This is a genomic window from Sphingomonas sp. Ag1 (assembly GCF_000980895.1).
Lineage (GTDB): Bacteria > Pseudomonadota > Alphaproteobacteria > Sphingomonadales > Sphingomonadaceae > Sphingomonas > Sphingomonas panaciterrae.
Map to the genome: position 1 here is coordinate 68874 of NZ_LAZX01000087.1, position 18862 is coordinate 87735.

The 18862-nt window shown below is 66.2% G+C and carries 16 protein-coding genes, 1 other RNA gene and 1 pseudogene; 13 read left to right on the plus strand and 5 right to left on the minus strand.

Annotated features, from left to right (window positions below; translation table 11 throughout):
- Positions 1-33: 33 nt before the first annotated feature.
- Positions 34-981 (minus strand): RluA family pseudouridine synthase, encoded by a 948-nt coding sequence (locus tag XM50_RS07175; RefSeq protein ID WP_046408605.1) that lies wholly within the window; start codon positions 979-981, stop codon positions 34-36.
- Positions 982-993: 12 nt separating this feature from the next.
- On the opposite strand from XM50_RS07175, the gene XM50_RS07180 reads away from it, so the two are divergent.
- The 12 genes from XM50_RS07180 (at position 994) to XM50_RS07230 (ending at position 10095) form a co-directional block, all read left to right on the plus strand.
- Entirely contained in the window at positions 994-1404 is a 411-nt protein-coding gene (locus XM50_RS07180) for a Mov34/MPN/PAD-1 family protein (protein ID WP_046408606.1), read from the plus strand.
- 24 nt (positions 1405-1428) lie between these two features.
- A complete protein-coding gene (locus tag XM50_RS07185) occupies positions 1429-2073 on the plus strand; it encodes a histidine phosphotransferase family protein (RefSeq protein ID WP_046408607.1) in 645 nt (214 codons plus the stop codon).
- A 47-nt stretch (positions 2074-2120) separates the two neighbouring features.
- Complete coding sequence (locus tag XM50_RS07190) at positions 2121-4433, plus strand: chemotaxis protein CheW (protein ID WP_046408608.1); 2313 nt, start codon at positions 2121-2123, stop codon at positions 4431-4433.
- Complete coding sequence (locus tag XM50_RS07195; RefSeq protein WP_046408609.1) at positions 4430-4867, plus strand: chemotaxis protein CheW; 438 nt, start codon at positions 4430-4432, stop codon at positions 4865-4867. Before XM50_RS07190 ends, XM50_RS07195 begins: the two co-directional genes overlap by 4 nt.
- Positions 4868-4925: 58 nt before the next feature.
- The gene (locus XM50_RS07200) at positions 4926-5291 is read left to right on the plus strand and encodes a response regulator (protein WP_046408610.1); all 366 of its coding nucleotides are present in this window, start codon (positions 4926-4928) and stop codon (positions 5289-5291) included.
- Between the two features lie 54 nt (positions 5292-5345).
- The gene (locus XM50_RS07205; protein ID WP_331386561.1) at positions 5346-6359 is read left to right on the plus strand and encodes a chemotaxis protein CheB; all 1014 of its coding nucleotides are present in this window, start codon (positions 5346-5348) and stop codon (positions 6357-6359) included.
- Positions 6360-6367: 8 nt separating this feature from the next.
- Positions 6368-7171 (plus strand): CheR family methyltransferase, encoded by an 804-nt coding sequence (locus tag XM50_RS07210; protein ID WP_197075450.1) that lies wholly within the window; start codon positions 6368-6370, stop codon positions 7169-7171.
- A 68-nt stretch (positions 7172-7239) separates the two neighbouring features.
- The gene (locus XM50_RS07215; RefSeq protein ID WP_046408612.1) at positions 7240-7929 is read left to right on the plus strand and encodes an N-acetylmuramoyl-L-alanine amidase; all 690 of its coding nucleotides are present in this window, start codon (positions 7240-7242) and stop codon (positions 7927-7929) included.
- A 101-nt stretch (positions 7930-8030) separates the two neighbouring features.
- The gene (gene aqpZ, locus XM50_RS07220; RefSeq protein ID WP_046408613.1) at positions 8031-8771 is read left to right on the plus strand and encodes an aquaporin Z; all 741 of its coding nucleotides are present in this window, start codon (positions 8031-8033) and stop codon (positions 8769-8771) included.
- A 38-nt stretch (positions 8772-8809) separates the two neighbouring features.
- Positions 8810-9202: RNase P RNA component class A (gene rnpB, locus XM50_RS19175), an RNA gene on the plus strand.
- A gap of 39 nt (positions 9203-9241) precedes the next feature.
- Positions 9242-9778, plus strand: a complete 537-nt coding sequence (locus tag XM50_RS07225; protein ID WP_046408614.1) for a J domain-containing protein — start codon at positions 9242-9244, stop codon at positions 9776-9778.
- A complete protein-coding gene (locus tag XM50_RS07230; RefSeq protein ID WP_046408615.1) occupies positions 9775-10095 on the plus strand; it encodes a hypothetical protein in 321 nt (106 codons plus the stop codon). The genes XM50_RS07225 and XM50_RS07230 overlap by 4 nt, the downstream gene beginning before the upstream one ends.
- 47 nt (positions 10096-10142) lie before the next feature.
- Here the strand turns inward: XM50_RS07230 and XM50_RS07235 are convergent, their stop codons facing one another.
- Positions 10143-10535 carry a hypothetical protein gene (locus tag XM50_RS07235; protein WP_046408675.1) on the minus strand — a complete coding sequence of 131 codons (393 nt, stop codon included), beginning with the start codon at positions 10533-10535 and terminating at the stop codon, positions 10143-10145.
- 203 nt (positions 10536-10738) lie between these two features.
- Between XM50_RS07235 and XM50_RS20800 the strand changes: the two are divergent.
- Positions 10739-10924: pseudogene (locus tag XM50_RS20800) on the plus strand (BrnA antitoxin family protein); the annotation flags it as partial.
- 480 nt (positions 10925-11404) lie between these two features.
- Here XM50_RS20800 and XM50_RS20055 read toward each other — a convergent pair.
- The 3 genes from XM50_RS20055 to XM50_RS07245 form a co-directional block, all read right to left on the minus strand.
- Positions 11405-12313 (minus strand): DUF6731 family protein, encoded by a 909-nt coding sequence (locus tag XM50_RS20055; protein WP_156167200.1) that lies wholly within the window; start codon positions 12311-12313, stop codon positions 11405-11407.
- A gap of 108 nt (positions 12314-12421) precedes the next feature.
- Complete coding sequence (gene uvrA / locus XM50_RS07240; protein WP_046408616.1) at positions 12422-15337, minus strand: excinuclease ABC subunit UvrA; 2916 nt, start codon at positions 15335-15337, stop codon at positions 12422-12424.
- Positions 15338-15578: 241 nt separating this feature from the next.
- Positions 15579-18815, minus strand: coding sequence for a TonB-dependent receptor domain-containing protein (locus tag XM50_RS07245; RefSeq protein WP_186313907.1), 3237 nt, complete (start codon positions 18813-18815; stop codon positions 15579-15581).
- Between the last annotated feature and the right edge of the window lie 47 nt (positions 18816-18862).

The window sequence follows — 18862 nt, forward strand, 5'->3', positions numbered from 1 at the left end:
CGCCACGCGCAGATCAGCGCAGGCGGTTACACCCTATACGTCGAGTTGACTGAACAGTTCCTGCATGTCTGCAGGCATCGCGCTTTCGAACGACAAAGCGGTGCTTGTGATCGGATGAACGAACCCCAGCCGGGCTGCGTGCAGCGCCTGTCGCCGGAACGAAAGTTCATCAAGTTGACGCTTATGAACTGGTTTTGTTCTACCATAGACCGGGTCGCCCAGCAAGGCGTGGCCGATCGAGGCCATGTGGACGCGGACCTGGTGGGTGCGGCCGGTTTCGAGCCGGCATTCGACCAGCGCCGCGTCGCGCAGCAGATGTTCGGTGCGGTAATGCGTCACCGCACGCTTGCCGCCGGCGACGATCGCCACCTTCTTGCGGTTGTGCGGCGAGCGGGCGAGCGGCGCATCGACGGTTCCCGCGGGCGGCATCGGGCGGCCGCCGACGATCGCCTTGTAGCGCCGGTCGATGGTGTGCGCGGCGAATTGCTTCGCCAGCCCCTCATGCGTGCGATCGGTCTTCGCCGCCACCATCAGCCCCGAGGTATCCTTGTCGATGCGGTGGACGATGCCGGGCCGCGCCACGCCGCCGATGCCCGAGAGCGAGCCGCCGCAATGATGCAGCAGCGCGTTCACCAGCGTCCCGTCGAGGTTGCCCGCGGCGGGATGAACCACCAGCCCGGCAGGCTTGTCGATCACGATGAGATGTTCGTCTTCATAGGCGACCACCAAGGGGATGTCCTGCGGCTCGTTATGCGCCGGCGTGGGGGCCGGCACCGCCACATTATAGACCTCGCCAGCGGCGGCGCGACGCGCAGGATCACGTACTGCCAGACCGTCACGCGTGACCTGGCCGGCGTTGATCAATACCTTCAGCCGTTCGCGCGACAGCGTCGGCACGACATCGGCAAGCGCACGGTCGAGCCGCCATGTATCGGCAGCCGGTGCGATCGTCGCTTGAATGATGGAAACCCCCCGGTCCATTAGGTGTCCTAGATGGGTGAGACGGTGCATCTTTCAAGGTCGCTGGCCGGCGAAATCATTTCGCGGGCGGCACAAAGTGACCAAGAGGTCTGCGGGTTGTTGCTGGGTTGCGCGGGCCATGTGACTCAGCTTGTCGCGTGCCGCAATGTCCATCCGACGCCCGCGACGCATTTCGAGCTGGACCCGGCGGCGCTGTTCGCCGCGTTGCGCGCGGCGCGCGCGGGCGGGCCGGCGGTGATCGGCCATTATCATTCGCACCCGTCAGGCCAGGCGACGCCATCGGCCACCGATGCCGACGCCGCGGCCGCCGACGGGAGCATCTGGATCATCGTCGCAGGCACCGACATCACCGCGTGGAAGGCGGTGCGCGACGGAGCGGTGCACGGCCGCTTCGATCCGCTTGCCCTTGCCATTGCGCGGTAAAGTCCGCTGCGTCATTGAAAGCGCATGACCATCGATCCCGTCGACTTCGCCAGCCTGCTCTGCTCCCGCCTGTGCCATGATCTGCTGTCGCCGATCGGCGCGCTGAACAACGGGCTGGAGCTGCTGGCCGACGAGACCGATCCCAAGATGCGCGAGCGGTGCATGGAGCTGATGGCGGAAAGCGCGCGGACGTCCGCCGCGAAGCTGAAATTCTTCCGCCTGGCGTTCGGCGCGGCAGGCGGGTTCGGCGAGGCCGTCGACACGCGCGAGGCACAGCAGGCGATCGAGGGGCTGTTCGGCGAGACCAAGCGGCTGAAGGTCAACTGGCTGGTCGAGGAGCCGATGCTGCCCAAGGCGGCAATCAAGGTGCTGCTGAACATGGCGATGATCGCCGGCGACACACTGGTGCGCGGCGGATCGCTGGATATCGGCAGCGAGAGCGGCGACACGGCGATCGAGATCGTGATGAAGGCCGAGGGGCCGCGCATCACGCTGGACGACGAATTGCGCTCCACGCTGGTCGATGGCCGCGCGTCCGAAGCCGTGACGCCGCGCGTGGCGGCTGCGTTCCTGGTGCATGAGATGGTCAAATCGGCCAATGGCCGCGTGCTGGTGAGCGCGCCGGCCGAGGACGTGATGCTGTTCGGCGCGACGATGCGGCCCCATTGAGGCAATAAACGCGGAATTTACCGCCGCTGCCCCATGGCGGGCGGGCAATGGACGATCTGCTGCAGGAATTCATCGCGGAAACCCGCGAAACGCTCGACGCGCTGGCGGGCGAAATAGTCGCGTGGGAAGCGGATCCCGCCGACCGGGCGCGGCTCGATTCGATCTTCCGCTTCGTCCACACGGTGAAGGGAAGCTGCGGCTTCCTTGACCTGCCGCGGCTCGCCCGGCTGAGCCATGCGGCCGAGGACGTGCTGCAGAGCGTGCGGTCGGGCGAACGCGCCGCCGATCCGGCGCTGGTCAATGCCGTGCTGGCGATCGTCGACCGCATTGGCGAGATCGTCGAGGCGATCGACGCTGGCGCGGCGCTGGACGATTCGGCCGAGGACCTGCTGCTCGCCGCGCTGGAGGGGAAGGCGCAGACCGCGCCGGCATCCGAGCCCGCGCCAGTGGTCGTGCCGATCACCAGTGCGCCGCGTGCGCCCGCGCGCAGCATCCGGCTGTCGATCGACCTGCTCGACCGGATGATGAACGGCGTGTCGGAGATGGTGCTGGCGCGAAATGAGCTGGCCAGGCGGCTGCGCGACAGTGGCGATACGACGCTGGAAACCGCGGTCGATCGCCTGTCGATGACCGTCGCCGAATTGCGCGACACGGTCACGCGGACGCGGATGCAGACGATCGATTCGCTGTTTTCCGCGCTGCCCCGGCTGGTGCGCGATACGGCGGCGGCGCTGGGCAAGAAGGTGTCGCTGTCGATCGACGGCGCCGACGTCGAGCTGGACCGCGAGATGATCGAGCTGTTGCGCGATCCGCTGGTCCATATCGTGCGCAATGCGATCGACCATGGCATCGAGGCGCCCGAGGCGCGACGGGGAGCGGGCAAGCCCGAGGCCGGGCGGCTGGCGATCGTGGCGCGCCAATCGGGCAATCGCATCATCGTCGAGGTGGCCGACGACGGGCAGGGGATCGACACCGCCAAGCTGCTGGCGAAGCGCATCGCGCAGGAGCCGGCGCGGGCGGCGGAGCTCGGCGCGCTCGACCAGCGGGCGCGGCTCAACCTGATCTTCGAGCCGGGGCTGTCGACCCGCGACGAGGCGACCACCACGTCAGGCCGCGGCGTCGGCATGGACGTGGTGCGCACCAACGTCGAGCAGATCGGCGGCAGCATCCGGCTGGACAATGTCGCCGGGCGCGGCCTGACCACGACGATCGAGGTGCCGCTGACGCTGGCGATCCTGTCGGCGATCATCATCGAGGCGGGCGATCAGCATTATGCCGTACCGCGCCAAGCGATCGAGGAGATCGTGGCGGTCGGATCGGACGCGGTGCGGATCGATGCCGTCGGCGACACGCTGCTGGCGAGCGTGCGCGGGCGGCGGTTGCCGGTGATCCGGTTGAACGCCGTGCTTGGGGGCGAGGGGCCGGAGGCGGCGGTTGGCGTCGGCACGATGCTGATGATCGTCAACCTGGCGCATGGCAGCTACGCGCTGGGGGTCGATGGCGTCGACGATACGCAGGAATTGGTGGTGAAGCCGGTCGCGCCGGCCGTGATGATGGCGGGCATCTATGCCGGGCAGATGCTGCTCGATACCGGGCGGCCGCTGCTGCTGCTCGATTGCGCGGGGATTGCCGAGCAGGCGGGGCTGCGGTTCGAGCGGGTGATCGCGGTCGAGGAGCCGGCCGAGGAGGCCGCGCCGCCGGGCATCGCCGCGCTGATGATCGAGGCGCTCGACGGGCGGCGGCGCGTGGTGGCGCTCGATGCGGTCGAGCGGATCGAGGCGGTCGAGCCGGGATCCTTGTGCCAGGCCGGCGGCCGTTGGTGGGCGCGCGGGCGGCAGGGGATGGTCGCGGTGCATGTCGATCCGGCGATCGGTGAGCAGGCGGGGGTACCGGCGGGGGCGGAGCTTACGATGCTGATGCTGCCGGGGGCGGGCCAGGCGACCGGCTATCTGGTACGGCGCGCGCTCGACATCGTCACGGTGCCCGACGAGTTGCTTCCCGCCGCCGATCCGCGCGTGCGCGGGGTGGCGATGATCGATGGTGCGCCGGTCGAGTTCATCGACGCCGCGTGGTGGAGCCCGCCGACCGACGGCGGCGGCGGCGGGCGGCCGATCTGCCTCGTCCAGGGTGTCGACAGCCATTGGACCGACACGATGCTGCGGCCGATGATCGAGGCGGCGGGCTATCGCGTGGCGCGCGATCTGGCGCCGGGCGAGACGGCGGTCGTGACGCTGGCGGCCGATGACGAGCCGGCGGCGGCGGGCCGGGTGGTGCGGCTGAGCCGTGACGCGGCCACGGGGCAGCCGACGCTTGATACAATAACGCTGGCGCAGGCGCTGTCGGCGGGAGCGGCGCGATGAGCGGCACCCTGCACCTGCTGGCGCGACTGGGCGGGCAGGCGATCGCCGTGCCGGCCGAGATGGTCGAATCGGTCGTCGATATCGATGCCGTGGTGCCGGCGCCGCGCAGCCATCCGGCGGTGCGCGGCCTCGCCGCGCTGCGCAGCCGCGTGGTCACGGTGGTCGACACCTGGCAGCTGCTGGACCTGCCCGCGGGTGGTGAGGGGACGCAGCGCGCGATCATCACCGTGGTCGACGGCCATCACCACGCGATGCTGGTCGAGGCGCTGGAGGATGTCGCACCGATTGACGTGCTGCCGATCCCGACCGGGCTTGCGCTGGGCGCGCGATGGGCGCGGGTCGCGACCGGATCGGCGGAGCGCGACGGCGAGCCGCTGCTGGTGATCAACCTTGCCGCGCTGGTCGGCGCGATGGCCGAGGACGCGCGCGATTAACGCGGTCCTTACGCTTCGCGCGGCATGACGGCGATCAACAGGTTGTAGGGGTATCGTGATGAAATCGTGTCTGGTGGTCGACGATTCGAAAGTGATCCGAAAGGTCGCCCGCCACATCCTGGAGGGGCTCGATTTCTCGGTCAGCGAGGCAGCGGACGGGCGCGAGGCGCTGGACGCGTGCAACGCCAGCATCCCCGACGTGATCCTGCTCGACTGGAACATGCCGGTGATGAGCGGGATGGAATTCCTGCGCGCGCTGCGCGAGACCGACGTGTCGCCGCGGCCCAAGGTCGTGTTCTGCACCACCGAGAATGGCGTGGCGCATATCCGCGCCGCGATCGAGGCGGGGGCGGACGAATATGTGATGAAGCCGTTCGATCGCGAGACGCTGCAAAGCAAGCTGCAGATCGTCGGTCTCGCCTGAACCGTGGCGAGCCGAGCGGTTCTCCATCCGGTGCGTGCCGGCGGGTGCCGGATATTGATCGTCGACGATTCGGTGGTCGCGCGCACGGTGCTGGCACGGATCGCCAGCGACGATGGCGCGTGCGAGGTGGCGGGTGCGGTGGCCGATGTGCCGGCGGCGCTTGAGTTTCTTGCCACCGAGACGGTCGACGTGATTCTGCTCGACCTCGAGATGCCGGGGATCGACGGGCTGAGCGGACTGCCGGACCTGCTGGCGGCGGGGCGCGGCGCTCGCGTGTTGGTCGTCTCCTCGGCGGCGGACGCCGGGGCGGCGGCGACCGTTCAGGCGCTGGCGCTCGGGGCGGCGGATACGCTGGTGAAGCCCGGGCGCAGCATTTCCGCCGGCAGTTTCGCCAAGGCACTGGCCGAGAAGATCGCGCGGCTGACCGATCCTGGCGAGCCGATGGGCGGCGGCGCCCCCATCGCGCGGCTCGCGGCGCGACCGTTTGACGCGGTGGCGATCGGTGCCTCAACCGGCGGCATCCATGCGCTGAACAACGTGCTGCGTGACCTGCCGGCGACGTTCCGCGCGCCGGTGATGGTGACGCAGCATCTGCCGCAGGCGTTCGTGCCGCATTTCGCACGGCAGCTGGAAAGCGCGGTCGGGCGGCGGTGTGTCGTGGCGACCGAGCGGATGACGCTGGAGCCGGACATGATCGTGCTGGCACCGGGCGACGCGCATCTGACCGTTGCGCCGCTGCGCAGCGGGCGGACCAATGTGCGGCTGTCGCAGGTGCCGGTGGCGAACGGCAACCTGCCGTCGGTCGACCCGATGTTCGAAAGCGCCGCTGCCCGCTACGGCGCGCGGCTGCTGGCGATCGTGCTGAGCGGCATGGGACGCGATGGACTGGACGGGGCGCGCGCGGTGCGCGAGGCGGGCGGCACGGTGGTGGTGCAGGATCGCGCCAGTAGCGTCGTATGGGGGATGCCGGGTGCGGTCGCCGCCGCGGGCCTGGCGGACGCGGTGCTGACGCCCGAGGCGATCGGCGGCGTGGTGGCCGGGCAGATGGTGGCCGTACCATGCCGTTGAGCCAAGTGATGATCGCACCGCAGGCGAGCCCCGCGACGGTGGCTGCGCTGGCGACCCTGCTCGAAAACCGGACTGGGCAGCAGATCGCCGCCAATCGCGCGTGGCGGATCGATACCGCGCTGCGCCCGCTGGCCACCGCCAATGGTGCCGCCTCCGTCGACGAGCTGGTCGGGCAGGTGAGCGACGGGCGCAACCCCGCGCTGGCGGACCGCATCGTCGACGCGCTGCTGAACCAGGAGACGTCCTTCTTTCGCGACGGCGACGTCATCGTCGCGGCGGCCGCGGCGATTGCTGCCAGCACTGAAGCCACGCCGCGGATCTGGTGCGCGGGATGCGCGACGGGGCAGGAGCCGCTGTCGCTGGCGATCGCCTTTGCCGAGCGTGGCGGCCCGGCCCCCGAGATCATCGCCAGCGATGTATCGGCAACCGCCATCGCACGGGCCCGCACGGGGCGCTTTTCGCATTTCGAAATCCAGCGCGGGTTGCCGATCGGCCGCATGGTGCGCTGGTTCGACCAGGAGGGCGATGATTGGGTCGCGCAGCCCGCCCTGGTGCGCGGTATATCGTGGCGGCGCAGCAACCTGGTGCTCGATCCCGCGCCGGCGGGGCGGCTGGATGCGGTATTCTGCCGCAACGTGCTGTTCTACCTGGCGCCCGAGCTGCGGCCGCGCGTGCTGGAGACGATTGCGCGCAGCCTGAAGCCGGGCGGGCTGTTGATGCTGGGGGCAGGCGAGACCGTGATCGGCCAGTCCGACCGCTTCGCGCCGAGCAAGCAGTTCCGCGGCCTCTACGAGCTGTTGCCGCCGCGCTGAACGGCATGGCGGGCGGCGGGCGCGCGTTGTAAGGCGGGGTTCGTGACGAGCGGCCCGCAGGAGTATCCATGACGCCAATCGAGGCGCCATCGCCCAATTTCGACGAGCGCACGCTGCCGATCACGATGATCGTGCTCCATTATACCGGCATGGTGGACGGCCCGTCCGCCATCGCCCGGCTGCGCGATCCCGAGGCCAAGGTCTCCGCCCATTATGTGGTGGAGGAGGACGGCACGATCCTGCGGCTGGTGCCGGAGGAAAAGCGTGCGTGGCATGCCGGCAAGTCGCACTGGCGCGGGATCACCGACATCAATTCCGCCTCCATCGGGATCGAGATCGTCAACCCGGGGCATGAATTCGGCTATCGCCCGTTCCCGGACGCGCAGGTCGATGCGGTGATCCGGCTGGTCCATGCGATCAAGGACCGGTACGAGATCACCCGCGGCAACATCGTCGCGCATTCCGACATTGCACCGGCGCGCAAGCGTGATCCGGGCGAGCTGTTCCCCTGGGGCAAGCTGGCGCGGCTTCGGCTGGCGTTGCCGCGGCCGACCCGGAACCTGATGGACCCGATGTGGGGCGAGGCGGCGTTCCTGCTGGCGCTGGAGCGGTTCGGCTATGACGTGAGCGACAAGATGGCGGCCATCGTCGCGTTCCAGCGGCGGTTCCGGCCCGAACTGATCGACGGCGAGATCGACGCGGAATGCCGCATGATCCTGCTCGCGTTGCTGCTGCCCAAGCCGCAGGGGGACGATTAGGCGCGGTTCACCCGGCCGCGGCGGCTGGGGCAATCCCCCAATTTCACTGCGCAGACTTTCCCTGTTTCCTTCGGCCCAGCGGCGCTGGTCGGAGAGAAAGCGTGGAGAATTTTCGCAAGTATGCAGCCGAACTGATCGGCACGTTCTGGTTGACGTTCGGGGGGTGCGGATCGGCGGTGCTGGCGGCCGCCTTTCCCGAACTGGGGATCGGCTTTGCCGGCGTGTCGCTGGCGTTCGGGCTGACCGTGCTGACCATGGCCTATGCCATCGGCCATGTTTCGGGATGCCACCTGAACCCGGCGGTCACCGTGGGGCTGGCGGTCGGCGGGCGGTTCCCGGTGATCGACATCCTGCCCTATATCGTCGCGCAGGTGATCGGCGGGATCCTGGGCGCGTTTGTGCTGTACCTGATCGCGATCGGGGCGCCGGGGTTCGACGCGGCGACGTCGGGCTTTGCCGCCAATGGCTATGGCGCACATTCGCCCGGCGGCTATTCGCTGACCGCGGCGTGGATCAGCGAGCTGGTGCTGACGGCGGGGTTCCTGTTCGTCATCATGGGCGCAACGCATGGCCGGGCGCCGGTGCAGTTCGCGCCGATCGCGATCGGCCTGGCGCTGACGCTGATCCACCTCATCAGCATCCCGGTGACCAATACCTCCGTCAATCCGGCGCGCAGCACCGGGCCGGCGTTGATCGTCGGGGGATGGGCGATGGCGCAGCTATGGCTGTTCTGGGTCGCGCCGCTGATCGGCGGGGCGATCGGCGGCATGATGTACCGCTGGATCAGCCCGATGCCGCAGGAGAATGTGGTGGGCGATCCGAAGTGGCGCACACGGGCATGATTGCATTCCCGCGCCGCCACGCTACAGCCGCGCGCACACCAGAGGGCCGGGCGGCCGCGTCGTGGGCTGGTCCCGCGCCGAGGAAAGTCCGGGCTCCATGGAACAACGGTGGCGGGTAACGCCCGCCGGGGGTGACCCCAGGGAAAGTGCCACAGAGAGCAGACCGCCCAATCTTTCAGATGAAGGCTTCGGCCGGGCAAGGGTGAAAGGGTGCGGTAAAAGCGCACCGCGCGGCCGGTAACGGCGGCGGCATGGCAAACCCCACCGGGAGCAAGACCGAATAGGGGCGGCATGGGGACTTGATCCCCGGGGTGTGTTCCCACCTGCTGCCCGGGTTGGTTGCTGGAGCGCGTCGGCAACGGCGCGCCGAGAGGAATGGTCGCCTATCCCGCAAGGGGGGACAGAACCCGGCTTACAGGCCCTCTGGTGTCACCTTTAACCTTTCGCCTTCAATCGCTAGATCGGGGGCAATGGCGCGTTCCTCCCGATCCAACGACTGGGGCTTTCCCCGCTGGCGCAGTTATGGCGCATCCCGTGAAGCGACTGCCGTGCGGCTGTGCGACCGGCATGGCTGTGACGAGCCGGGCAATTGCCCCGCCCCCAAATCCCCCAACAGCCCCGAACGCTGGTATTTCTGCCAGACGCATGCGGCGGAATATAACCGCGGCTGGAATTACTTCGAAGGGCTGGACGCCGAGGAAGCGGCGGCGCGCGAACAGGCCGAGCGGCGCGATGCGTCGGGCTATGAGCAATCGCGCTACCAGAGCTGGGCGGGATCGGGCGACGGCAGCCGATCGCGCGACGAGATGCGCGCGCTGGAGGTGCTGGAGCTGGAGACGGACGCGACGTTCGACGACGTGCGGCTGGCGTGGCGTCGGCTGGCCAAGACCAACCATCCCGATGTGCGCCCGGGCGACGCGGAGGCGGCCAAGCGCTTTCAGGCGATCCAGGCGGCCTATGAGGTGCTGCGCACCGCCGAGGAACGGCGGACCTGGAAGCCGGCGTGAAACGCGCAAAGTCCAACTGGACCGATGCGGTGCTGGTGTGCGCCAAATGCTCCCGCAAGGTCGACGGCGGCTTTGGCGAGAAGGGGCGCGACGGGCTGGCCAAGGCGCTGCGGCGCGAGCCGGGGTTCGGCAAGAAGCGCAAGGCGCGGGTCGGCGTGGTCGAGGTGAAATGCCTTGGCCTGTGCCCGAAGAATGCGGTGACGGTGGTGGATACGCGCCGGCCGGGCGAGTGGCTGGTGGTGGCGCCGGGCGAGGATGTCGCGGCGCTGGCCGGACGGTTCGCGGCGCCGGACGGGCCGGATCAGGCGGAGCGCTGACGCCCCGTCGAGGGCGCCGCGCCGCCTGATCCTGCCGCGGGGAGTGCCTAGGCGGCGAGGGGGCCGGCGTCGACGGGGAAGGTCTTGCCCGTCTGCTTGTCCAGCCCGCGCGCGACCCAGGTATCGAGCACCAGCGCGCCGACGACAAAGGCCAGCGTGCCCCAGGCGGCGCGGTTCTTCGGGCTGTTGCGGACGGCGGCGCCGGCGGCGGCGATATCCATGACGTCCCCGGCGGCGCGGTTCCAGACATTGGTGGCGACGGCGGGGGCGGCGAGCAGGTTGGCGCCGGCGAGCAATTCGCGTGCGCCGAATGCCTTGACCAATGTCTCATGCCCCTCGGCATCGAGCGAGCGCGTGATCCGCCGCGCCGCGACCAGCTCCGCCACGCCGAGCGCGATTGAGAACAGGCCGAGGCCGAAGCCTAACTTCTTGTAATCCATGTTAATCTCCGAAGGCTGGGGCGTGGGACAGGGCCAACGGAGGGCGATCGCGGTGGTTCCGCTGACGATGGCGTTCGGGTGATTTCGACGCGGCGCATGGATCAGTGGGAGGTTGAACATGTCGGAGGGGATTGATCCGGATGACGCGCCGGAACTGACGGGGGAACTGGCCGAGGTGGTGGAAACGCGCGCCGGCGGAGAGGTCGTGGGGTCGGCGGCGGCTATCTCAGCCCGAAAGGCGTCGTACGCGGCGCCCGCCGCTGCGTGGCGCGAACAAGCGTCAGGTAATGCTACAGTTCGACCCCGACGTGATCACGGCGCTTCGCGAGGGTGGGCGGGGGTGTCAGGCGCGGACGATCGGGACTCCGCGCATGGAAGTGGCATTGTGATGCGGAGCAAATGTCGCACACTGGGCGGCTAGTCTCCCAGCGGTATGGCATAAATCCTAACTATGACCCAAAGCAAGGCGGCTAAAGCAACACACGACAAGGTTGCACAAAGAGCCAGCGCTGTGAGTGCCTCTGTCGAAAACGAGTCTTTTACTAATAGAGTTAACGCCGATACGACGCTAAGCGAGAACAAGCGCCAAATGTTTGACGAAACCAGATCCGGCAGCTGATAAAAAGACCTAGAGCGACGAAGTACAAGGAACGCTTCAGACTGCAAGTGAGACATGAGGAATGTGCTTCCGGCAAGCACGAATCCGAGCAATGAAGTCGCGGCGCCCAATATGGCCATACCAAGCTGCTGCCTCATCATTTCGGTGGGCATCGCAAAGGGGGAATCTATCCAGCTGACAGAATAGACACACAGTGCAGCTGAAATCGCAAAAAGCCAATCGAGGGCTGCTCGAAATTTGAAGTAGAAGTTCATAAATCTCCCGATGTGGCGGCGCTTTCTAGCTTGGGCCGCATCTGGAGATAGCTGCGATGAATCAAGCGGTAGGCTTCGTCGCTATCTAGGGCGCGCGAACGCGCGTCCCGCTTTGGAAACATCTCGCCAACCACTAGCTTGTCTTCGAGTATGTCTACGTAACGTGTAAGGCTCGATGCGCTGTCAGTTCCGGTTGCTTTTATAACACTAAACCTTCGCCTCTCGTGCGGAGAACCTTGGATGATTTCGGCTAGCTTTAGGGCTATTGAGGACAGCTTAGCGCTGCCTGATTCAGCTGTAAGTGTCAGTCCAATTTTCTTTGTGGCGCCCATCTTTTCGGCTGAACGAATGGCTGTCGCTAGGCTTTCATGCGCCTGACGTGCAAGCTCAACTGCGTCTGGGGGAAGGTCTATATCAAGGACGCGCACGGCTCCTAGATTTCTAACAACATCTACAATGTCACGTTCAAAAAGGTTCCGGAACTTTATCGAGCCTTTTATATCGCCCTTTGCAGTCAAGTATTGCGCTAGTCGCTGAAGTTTGGGGCCTTCCGGGTTCCACTCTGCCGCGACGTGTCCATCATCGAATATGATTAGGTGGCCTAGGTCGATAAGGCCCGCCTCCTCATCAAGGTTAAGGGCTTCCAGCTTGCCGCTCTTCTCAATTTCAGGAAGGTGGTTTCTTCGTGTCCTTCCGAATCTAAGGCGAATTGGGTAGTCGAGAGAATCCGGGAACACGCATAGCCGAGCCCCGGATCTGGCATCGATAACCATGTAACGACCCTGATCGTTAAACGGTAAGTTTTCAATCTTCTCAAAGGCGCCGGGAAGAAGGTAGCCATACTCGGCAAAGTGCTCAATCCGAAAGAAGTAGATTTTACGTGCCGCGGTAGGATCGACCGACATCTACTTCCCCTCGTAGCGTATATGTATATATTGCTACTTGAGCATCGTTAGCCGAAAACGCAACTCTGGAAGCAACTTGCAAGCATATGGAGCGGAAAAGAGGGCGTCCTACTCCGCTGCCTCGGCCTCACGCTTCCCCAGCAACGGCGCCAGATACTTGCCCGTGAAGCTCCGCGGTTCCGCCGCCACCACTTCCGGCGGGCCTTCGGCGACGATCTCGCCGCCTTTGACGCCGCCTTCGGGCCCCAGGTCTAGCACCCAGTCGGCGGTCTTGATGACGTCCAGATTGTGCTCGATCACCACCACGGTGTTGCCCTGTTCGACGAGGGCGTGGAGCACTTCGAGGAGCTTGCGCACGTCCTCGAAATGGAGGCCCGTGGTCGGCTCATCGAGGATGTAGAGCGTGTTGCCGGTGGCGCGGCGGGAGAGTTCCTTGGCGAGCTTCACGCGCTGCGCCTCGCCGCCGGACAGCGTCGTCGCCTGCTGGCCAACCTTGATGTAGCCGAGGCCCACCTCGACCAGCATCGCCATCTTGTCCCGGATCGGGGGCACGGCCTTGAAGAACTCCGCCGCGTCCTCGACCGTCATGTCGAGCACGTCGGCGATCGAATGGCCCTTGAACTTCACCTCCAGCGTCTCGCGATTGTAGCGCGCGCCGTGGCACACGTCGCAGGTGACGTAGACGTCGGGGAGGAAGTGCATCTCGATCTTGAGCACGCCATCGCCTTGGCACGCCTCGCACCGGCCGCCCTTGACGTTGAACGAGAAGCGGCCGGGCTTGTAGCCGCGCGCCTGCGCCTCCGGCAGGCCGGCGAACCAGTCACGGATCTGGGTGAAGGCGCCGGTATAGGTGGCCGGGTTCGAGCGCGGGGTGCGGCCGATCGGCGACTGATCGATGTCGATCACCTTGTCGAGATGCTGCAGCCCGGTGACCTTGTCGTGCTTGCCGGCGAGGATGCGCGCGCCGTTCAGCTGGCGCGCGGCGGCGGCGTAGAGCGTGTCGATGGTGAAGCTGGACTTGCCCGAGCCGGAGACGCCGGTGATGCAGGTGAAGGTGCCGAGCGGGATCGAGGCGGTGACGCCGGTGAGGTTGTTGGCGGTGGCGTTGTGCACCGTCAGCTTCTTGCCCGAGCCCTTGCGGCGCTTGGCCGGCAGGGGGACCTCGCGGGTGCCGTTGAGGTAATCGGCGGTGACGCTGCCCTTGGACTTGAGGAGCTGCTTGAGCGTGCCCTGGGCGACGATCTGGCCGCCGTGGACGCCGGCGCCGGGGCCCATGTCGATCACGTAATCGGCGGTGCGGATCGCATCCTCGTCATGCTCGACGACGAGCACGGTGTTGCCGAGATCGCGCAGGCGGCGGAGCGTGGCGAGCAGCATGTCGTTGTCGCGCTGATGCAGGCCGATCGAGGGCTCGTCGAGGACGTAGAGGACGCCGGAGAGGCCGCTGCCGATCTGGCTGGCGAGGCGGATGCGCTGGCTCTCGCCGCCCGACAGGGTGCCGGAGGTGCGATCGAGGTTGAGATAGTCGAGGCCGACGTTGTTGAGGAAGCCCAGCCGCTCGACGATCTCCTTCAGGATGCGCTCCGAGATGGCGCGCTGCTGGTCGTTCAGGTGATTGGGCAGGTCGGTGAAGAAGGCGAGCGCGTCGACCACCGAGAGGTGGGTGGCGTGGCTGATGTCCTGCATCGCGACCTTCACCGCCAGCGCCTCGGGCTTCAGGCGGGCGCCGTGGCAGACCTCGCACGGCTGGGACGACTGGTACTTGCCCAGTTCCTCCTTCATCCACGCGCTCTCGGTCTGGAGCATGCGGCGGTTAAGGTTGCCGATGACCCCCTCGAACGGCTTGCTGACGTCGTAGCTCTTCTTGCCGTCGATGAAGGTGAGGGTGACCGCCTTGCCCTTGGTGCCGTGGAGGATGATGTTCCGCACCTCCTCCGGAAGGTCAGCCCAGGGGGTGTCGAGGCTGAAATCATAGGCGCGGGCGAGGGAGCCGAGCACTTGCATGTAATAGGGTGAGGGCGGGTTGGACTTCGCCCAGGGGACGACGGCGCCCTTCTTGATGGTGAGCGCGTGGTTGGGGACGACGAGATCCTCGTCGAAGATCAGCTTTTCGCCGAGGCCGTCACAGGCCGGGCAGGCGCCTTGGGGGGCGTTGAAGGAGAAGAGGCGCGGCTCGATCTCGGCGATGGTGAAGCCGCTGACCGGGCAAGCGAACTTCTCGGAGAAGACGATGCGGTTGGCGGGGATGCCGGCGTTCTTCATCGCGCCGCCGGACGCGGCCTCATCCTCGCGCCCCGGCACGACGCCGTCGGCGAGATCGACATAGGCAAGGCCGTCGGCGAGCTTCAGCGCGGTCTCGAAACTGTCGGCGAGGCGGGTGGCGATGTCCGCGTTCACCGCGAGGCGATCGACCACGACCTCGATGTCATGCTTGTACTTCTTGTCGAGCGCAGGCGCGTCCTCGATCTCGTGAATCTCGCCGTCGATCCGCACGCGGGTGAAGCCGGCCTTCTGCCACTCGGCCATTTCCTTGCGATACTCACCCTTGCGGCCGCGCACGACCGGCGCGAGGAGGTAGAGCCGCGTGCCTTCGGGCAGCGCGATGACGCGGTCGACCATCTGGCTGACCGTCTGCGCCGCGATCGGCTCCCCGGTGACGGGCGAATAGGGGATGCCGACACGCGCCCAGAGGAGGCGCATGTAATCGTAGATCTCCGTCACCGTCGCGACGGTGGAGCGCGGGTTGCGGCTGGTGGTCTTCTGCTCGATCGAGATCGCAGGCGAGAGCCCCTCGATATGATCGACGTCCGGCTTCTGCATCAGTTCGAGGAACTGGCGGGCGTAGGCGGACAGGGACTCGACGTAGCGGCGCTGACCCTCGGCATAGATGGTGTCGAACGCGAGGCTCGACTTGCCCGAGCCGGAGAGGCCAGTGATCACCGTCAGCGTATCCCGGGGGATATCGACGCTTACGTCCTTCAGATTGTGCTCGCGCGCGCCGCGGACGGAGATGTGAGTCAGCATGCGTTTAGTTCTACTTCCGTTCCGGTCGGGAGGATAGACCGGAGATGTAGGAAGCGGGGGCGGGGGATGCCAGCGGGTGACTGGAAGGTATCTTTGGCGTCCCTCCCGGCAGGGTCCTGTCAGTCGTCAGCCGCTGTGGGGCGCCTCAACACCTCCAAGGCGGAACGACGAACCGGCTCGTGGCACAAAAAAAGGGGGCCGGCATGGCCGACCCCCCAGATAGTCCGATCCTGTAAAGGGATCAGAAGCGGGCGCGGAAGCCCGCGTAGAAGAAGCGGCCGCGGTTGTCGTAGATACCCGAGCCGGTGGTGATGCCGGTCAGACCGTACGGCGGCTTGACGTCGCCAACGTTGTTGACGCCGAAGTCGAGCGTGAAATTGTCTTCCACGTCGACGCCGAAGCGGATGTCGTTGTACACAACCGACGGATACTTGCGGATCGTCGCATAGTCCGGGTTCTGCGGCGGCTGACCGTTCACGCTGTTATAGTCTTCGAAGGTGTTCAGATACATGCCGTCGATCCAGCGGATCGTGTGGCCGAGCGTGAACTTGCCGAAGCGCAGGTCGGTGAACGCGATCACCTGATCCTTCGGATAGCTGAGCTCGCTCGTCAGGACGTTCTTGAATTCCGGACGCGACGGATCGGTGAACTGGTCGAGCTGGATCAGGTGAGTCCAGACCGCCTTGAAGTTCGCCCGCATGAAGCCGAAGTCGCGGTTATACGCGAGCTGCGTGTCGATGCCGCGCGTCTTGAAGCGGGCATAGTTCTGCGGAAGATCCTGGAACGATCCCTCGATGACCCGGAACGCTTCTTCGCCGTTCGGACCACCATTGGCGCCAGCGCGGGTGAACAGATCACAGAACTGGTTGTTCAGGTTCGGTGCGTCGTAGCACGCGTTCAAGGCCTGCTGGACCGTCGGCGACGTGATCACGTTGTTGACCGTGATGTCGTAGTAATCGACCGACAGCGACAGACCCGGCACGAAGCGCGGCGAGAAGACACCGCCCAGCGTCAGCGAGTTGGACGTTTCCGCCTCAAGCTGACGGTTGCCACCGCTCTGGATTTCCAGCGACGAAGTGTAGACGAAGTCATAACCTGCCGGACGACCGGCCGCCTCGCAGTTCGCGGGGCGCGTTGCGGAACCAGTGTTGATGTTGCGCGCCGAGCACGGATCGTTCGGAGCAGCGGTGTAGTTCTGGCCGAGCGGCGAATACTGCTCACCCAGATACGGCGAACGCACCGAGCGCGAGTAACCACCACGCAGCAGCAGGTCGTCGACCGGGCGCCAGGTGGCATTGCCGTTCCACGCCACGACCGTGCCGACCGAACCGGTGTAGTCCGCGACGCGGGCCGCACCCGAGATGGTCAGTTCCTTGAACAGGAACACGTCCTTCAGAAGCGGGATCGACAATTCGCCGAACGCTTCCTTCACTTCGAACGCAGGCGAGCGGAAGCTCGGGATTGCGTTGTAGAAGTTGTAGCCCGCCTGAGTCAGCGGATCGAGGTCATAGGTCAGCGTTTCGCGACGATATTCGCCACCAACCGAGAAGCCGACCGGGCCACCGGGCAGTTCGAACAGCTGGCTGGAATCACCCGCGACGAAGCCGTTGACGACCAGCTGCGTTGCCTTGCCCGATGCTTCGGTCGGCGACAGGATGTAGTTGCGCGCGGCCTGGCTGACCGAGCCCTCGCCAAACGGGTTGAGCGGGACGCAGGCGGCGATATCGGCCGCGAGCTGTGCCGGATTGCCACCCAGGTCGCTGCCGGCATAGGCGCCGTCGACCTGCGCACGGCAGACGATCTGACCAGCGGCGTTGCGCGTCGTGTCCAGCGCCAGCAGGTAGCGCTGGGTGTTCACGTTGCCGACGATCAGATTGTTCTCGCGGTGCTCACCGTAGTTCACCGAAACTTCGTAGGTCCAGTCGTCGTTGAAATCGCCGCGGACACCACCGACGATGCGGAAGGTATCACGCTCGATCTGCTCGTCGCGGATGCCGAGGTCGAGCCAGTTGCGACGCAGGCTGAAACGATAGGTGCCGGCATCGACCTGGGCCAGCGCTGCTGCCTGGTTGGCGGCGGCGGACGCACCGCTGAATGCGGCGCCCGTGTTCGGGTTCACACCCGAAACGATCGAGTTGCGAAGCTGACCAGCGATCGTCGCGCGGGCAGCCGCGTTCAGATACGGGTTGTCGAGGCGGATGCCTTCACGGTTGACGGAGCCGGATCCCGCGTTCGAGTAGGACCGGTCGGTGAACCCTGCGATCGCCACGCCGTCGGAGAGCGTCTGGCCCTGCGAGAAGAACGGTCCGCTCTGCGAGCCGCGTGCTTCGGTGCGGACGTACTTGGCTTCGAAGAAGGGGACGAAGCCCTCAGACACTTCGAAATGGCCGAGCGCGTTGAAGACGTAACGCTTCACGTCGGGGGAAAGCGCGGTCAGGCGGCCTTCGCGGCTCGTCGTGCCATTGCCACCGATGTAGTTGCCGTTCGGGCCCAGGCCGACCCGCTCGCCGGTCTGCGGCGTCAGGTTGCCATTGCGGTCGAACAGGTAGCCGCAGGTGAAGGCCGAGCCGACGGCGTCGACGCCGCAACCCGGGTTGGCGCCCTGACGGAAGCCGAGCTGACCACCCAGCGAAATCGTCGCGCCGCGCAGGTCACGGTAGAAAACGCGATCCGGACGATCGTCGAACGCAGCGCCGGTGTCAGTGTCGACAACGATGAAGGCGTCGTTCTGACGCAGGTTCGGACGGCCCGATGCGTAATAGTCGCTCTGATGGGCGAATTCGGCGTTGAACGCGATGTTGCCGCGGCCGTCGGCGAAGTTCTTGCCGGCGACGAGCGAGAGATACTGGTTGCCCGCATCGCCATAGTCGCTGATGCCGGTCTGACCGCGAAGCGCGATACCGTCATAGTCACGCTTCAGCTTGAAGTTGACCACACCCGCGATCGCGTCCGAACCGTAGACGGCCGACGACGCACCGCCGGTGACGACTTCGATGTTCTCGATCAGGTCGGTCGGCATCGCGTTGATGTCGACGGCGTTGCCGTTGTTGATGATGTCGGCCGACACATGGCGGCGGCCATTGACGAGCACCAGCGTACGAGCGCGACCCAGCGAGCGCAGGTCGAGGAAGTTCACACCGCGAACGCCGAGGCCCGAGGTGGAGTTCTGCGAGCCGAGCGACGAACGGAACTGCGGAAGCTGGTTCAACGCGTCGCCAACCGCGACGCGACCGGTCGAGAAAATCTGCTGCGAATCAAACGTCGTGATCGGCGTCGGCGAATCGTCGTTGGGACGACGGATACGCGAACCGGTAACGACAATCGCTTCGCCGGACTGATCAGCTTCCTGCTCACCGGTAGCGGCACCAACAGTCGACGCATCGCCGGACTGGGGCTCGCTCTGCGCCAGCGCAACGCCCGGCAACATGACGGCGGCGGTCGCCAGCGCAGTCGCTGACAACCAGTGGAAAGTACGCATCGACTAAAAACCCTCTTTTTTTCAATTCCCTGAATGCGGGAGAGCCC

Coding starts and splice junctions, on each gene's coding strand:
- XM50_RS07195 (WP_046408609.1), top strand. CDS start 4,430: ATGAGCGGCACCCTGCACCTGCTGGCGCGACTGGGCGGGCAGGCGATC.
- XM50_RS20055 (WP_156167200.1), bottom strand. CDS start 12,313: ATGTCGGTCGATCCTACCGCGGCACGTAAAATCTACTTCTTTCGGATT.
- XM50_RS07185 (WP_046408607.1), top strand. CDS start 1,429: ATGACCATCGATCCCGTCGACTTCGCCAGCCTGCTCTGCTCCCGCCTG.
- XM50_RS07180 (WP_046408606.1), top strand. CDS start 994: ATGGGTGAGACGGTGCATCTTTCAAGGTCGCTGGCCGGCGAAATCATT.
- XM50_RS07200 (WP_046408610.1), top strand. CDS start 4,926: ATGAAATCGTGTCTGGTGGTCGACGATTCGAAAGTGATCCGAAAGGTC.
- XM50_RS07190 (WP_046408608.1), top strand. CDS start 2,121: ATGGACGATCTGCTGCAGGAATTCATCGCGGAAACCCGCGAAACGCTC.
- XM50_RS07235 (WP_046408675.1), bottom strand. CDS start 10,535: ATGGATTACAAGAAGTTAGGCTTCGGCCTCGGCCTGTTCTCAATCGCG.
- XM50_RS07245 (WP_186313907.1), bottom strand. CDS start 18,815: ATGCGTACTTTCCACTGGTTGTCAGCGACTGCGCTGGCGACCGCCGCC.
- uvrA (WP_046408616.1), bottom strand. CDS start 15,337: ATGCTGACTCACATCTCCGTCCGCGGCGCGCGCGAGCACAATCTGAAG.
- XM50_RS07215 (WP_046408612.1), top strand. CDS start 7,240: ATGACGCCAATCGAGGCGCCATCGCCCAATTTCGACGAGCGCACGCTG.
- XM50_RS07210 (WP_197075450.1), top strand. CDS start 6,368: ATGATCGCACCGCAGGCGAGCCCCGCGACGGTGGCTGCGCTGGCGACC.
- XM50_RS07175 (WP_046408605.1), bottom strand. CDS start 981: ATGGACCGGGGGGTTTCCATCATTCAAGCGACGATCGCACCGGCTGCC.
- XM50_RS07225 (WP_046408614.1), top strand. CDS start 9,242: ATGGCGCGTTCCTCCCGATCCAACGACTGGGGCTTTCCCCGCTGGCGC.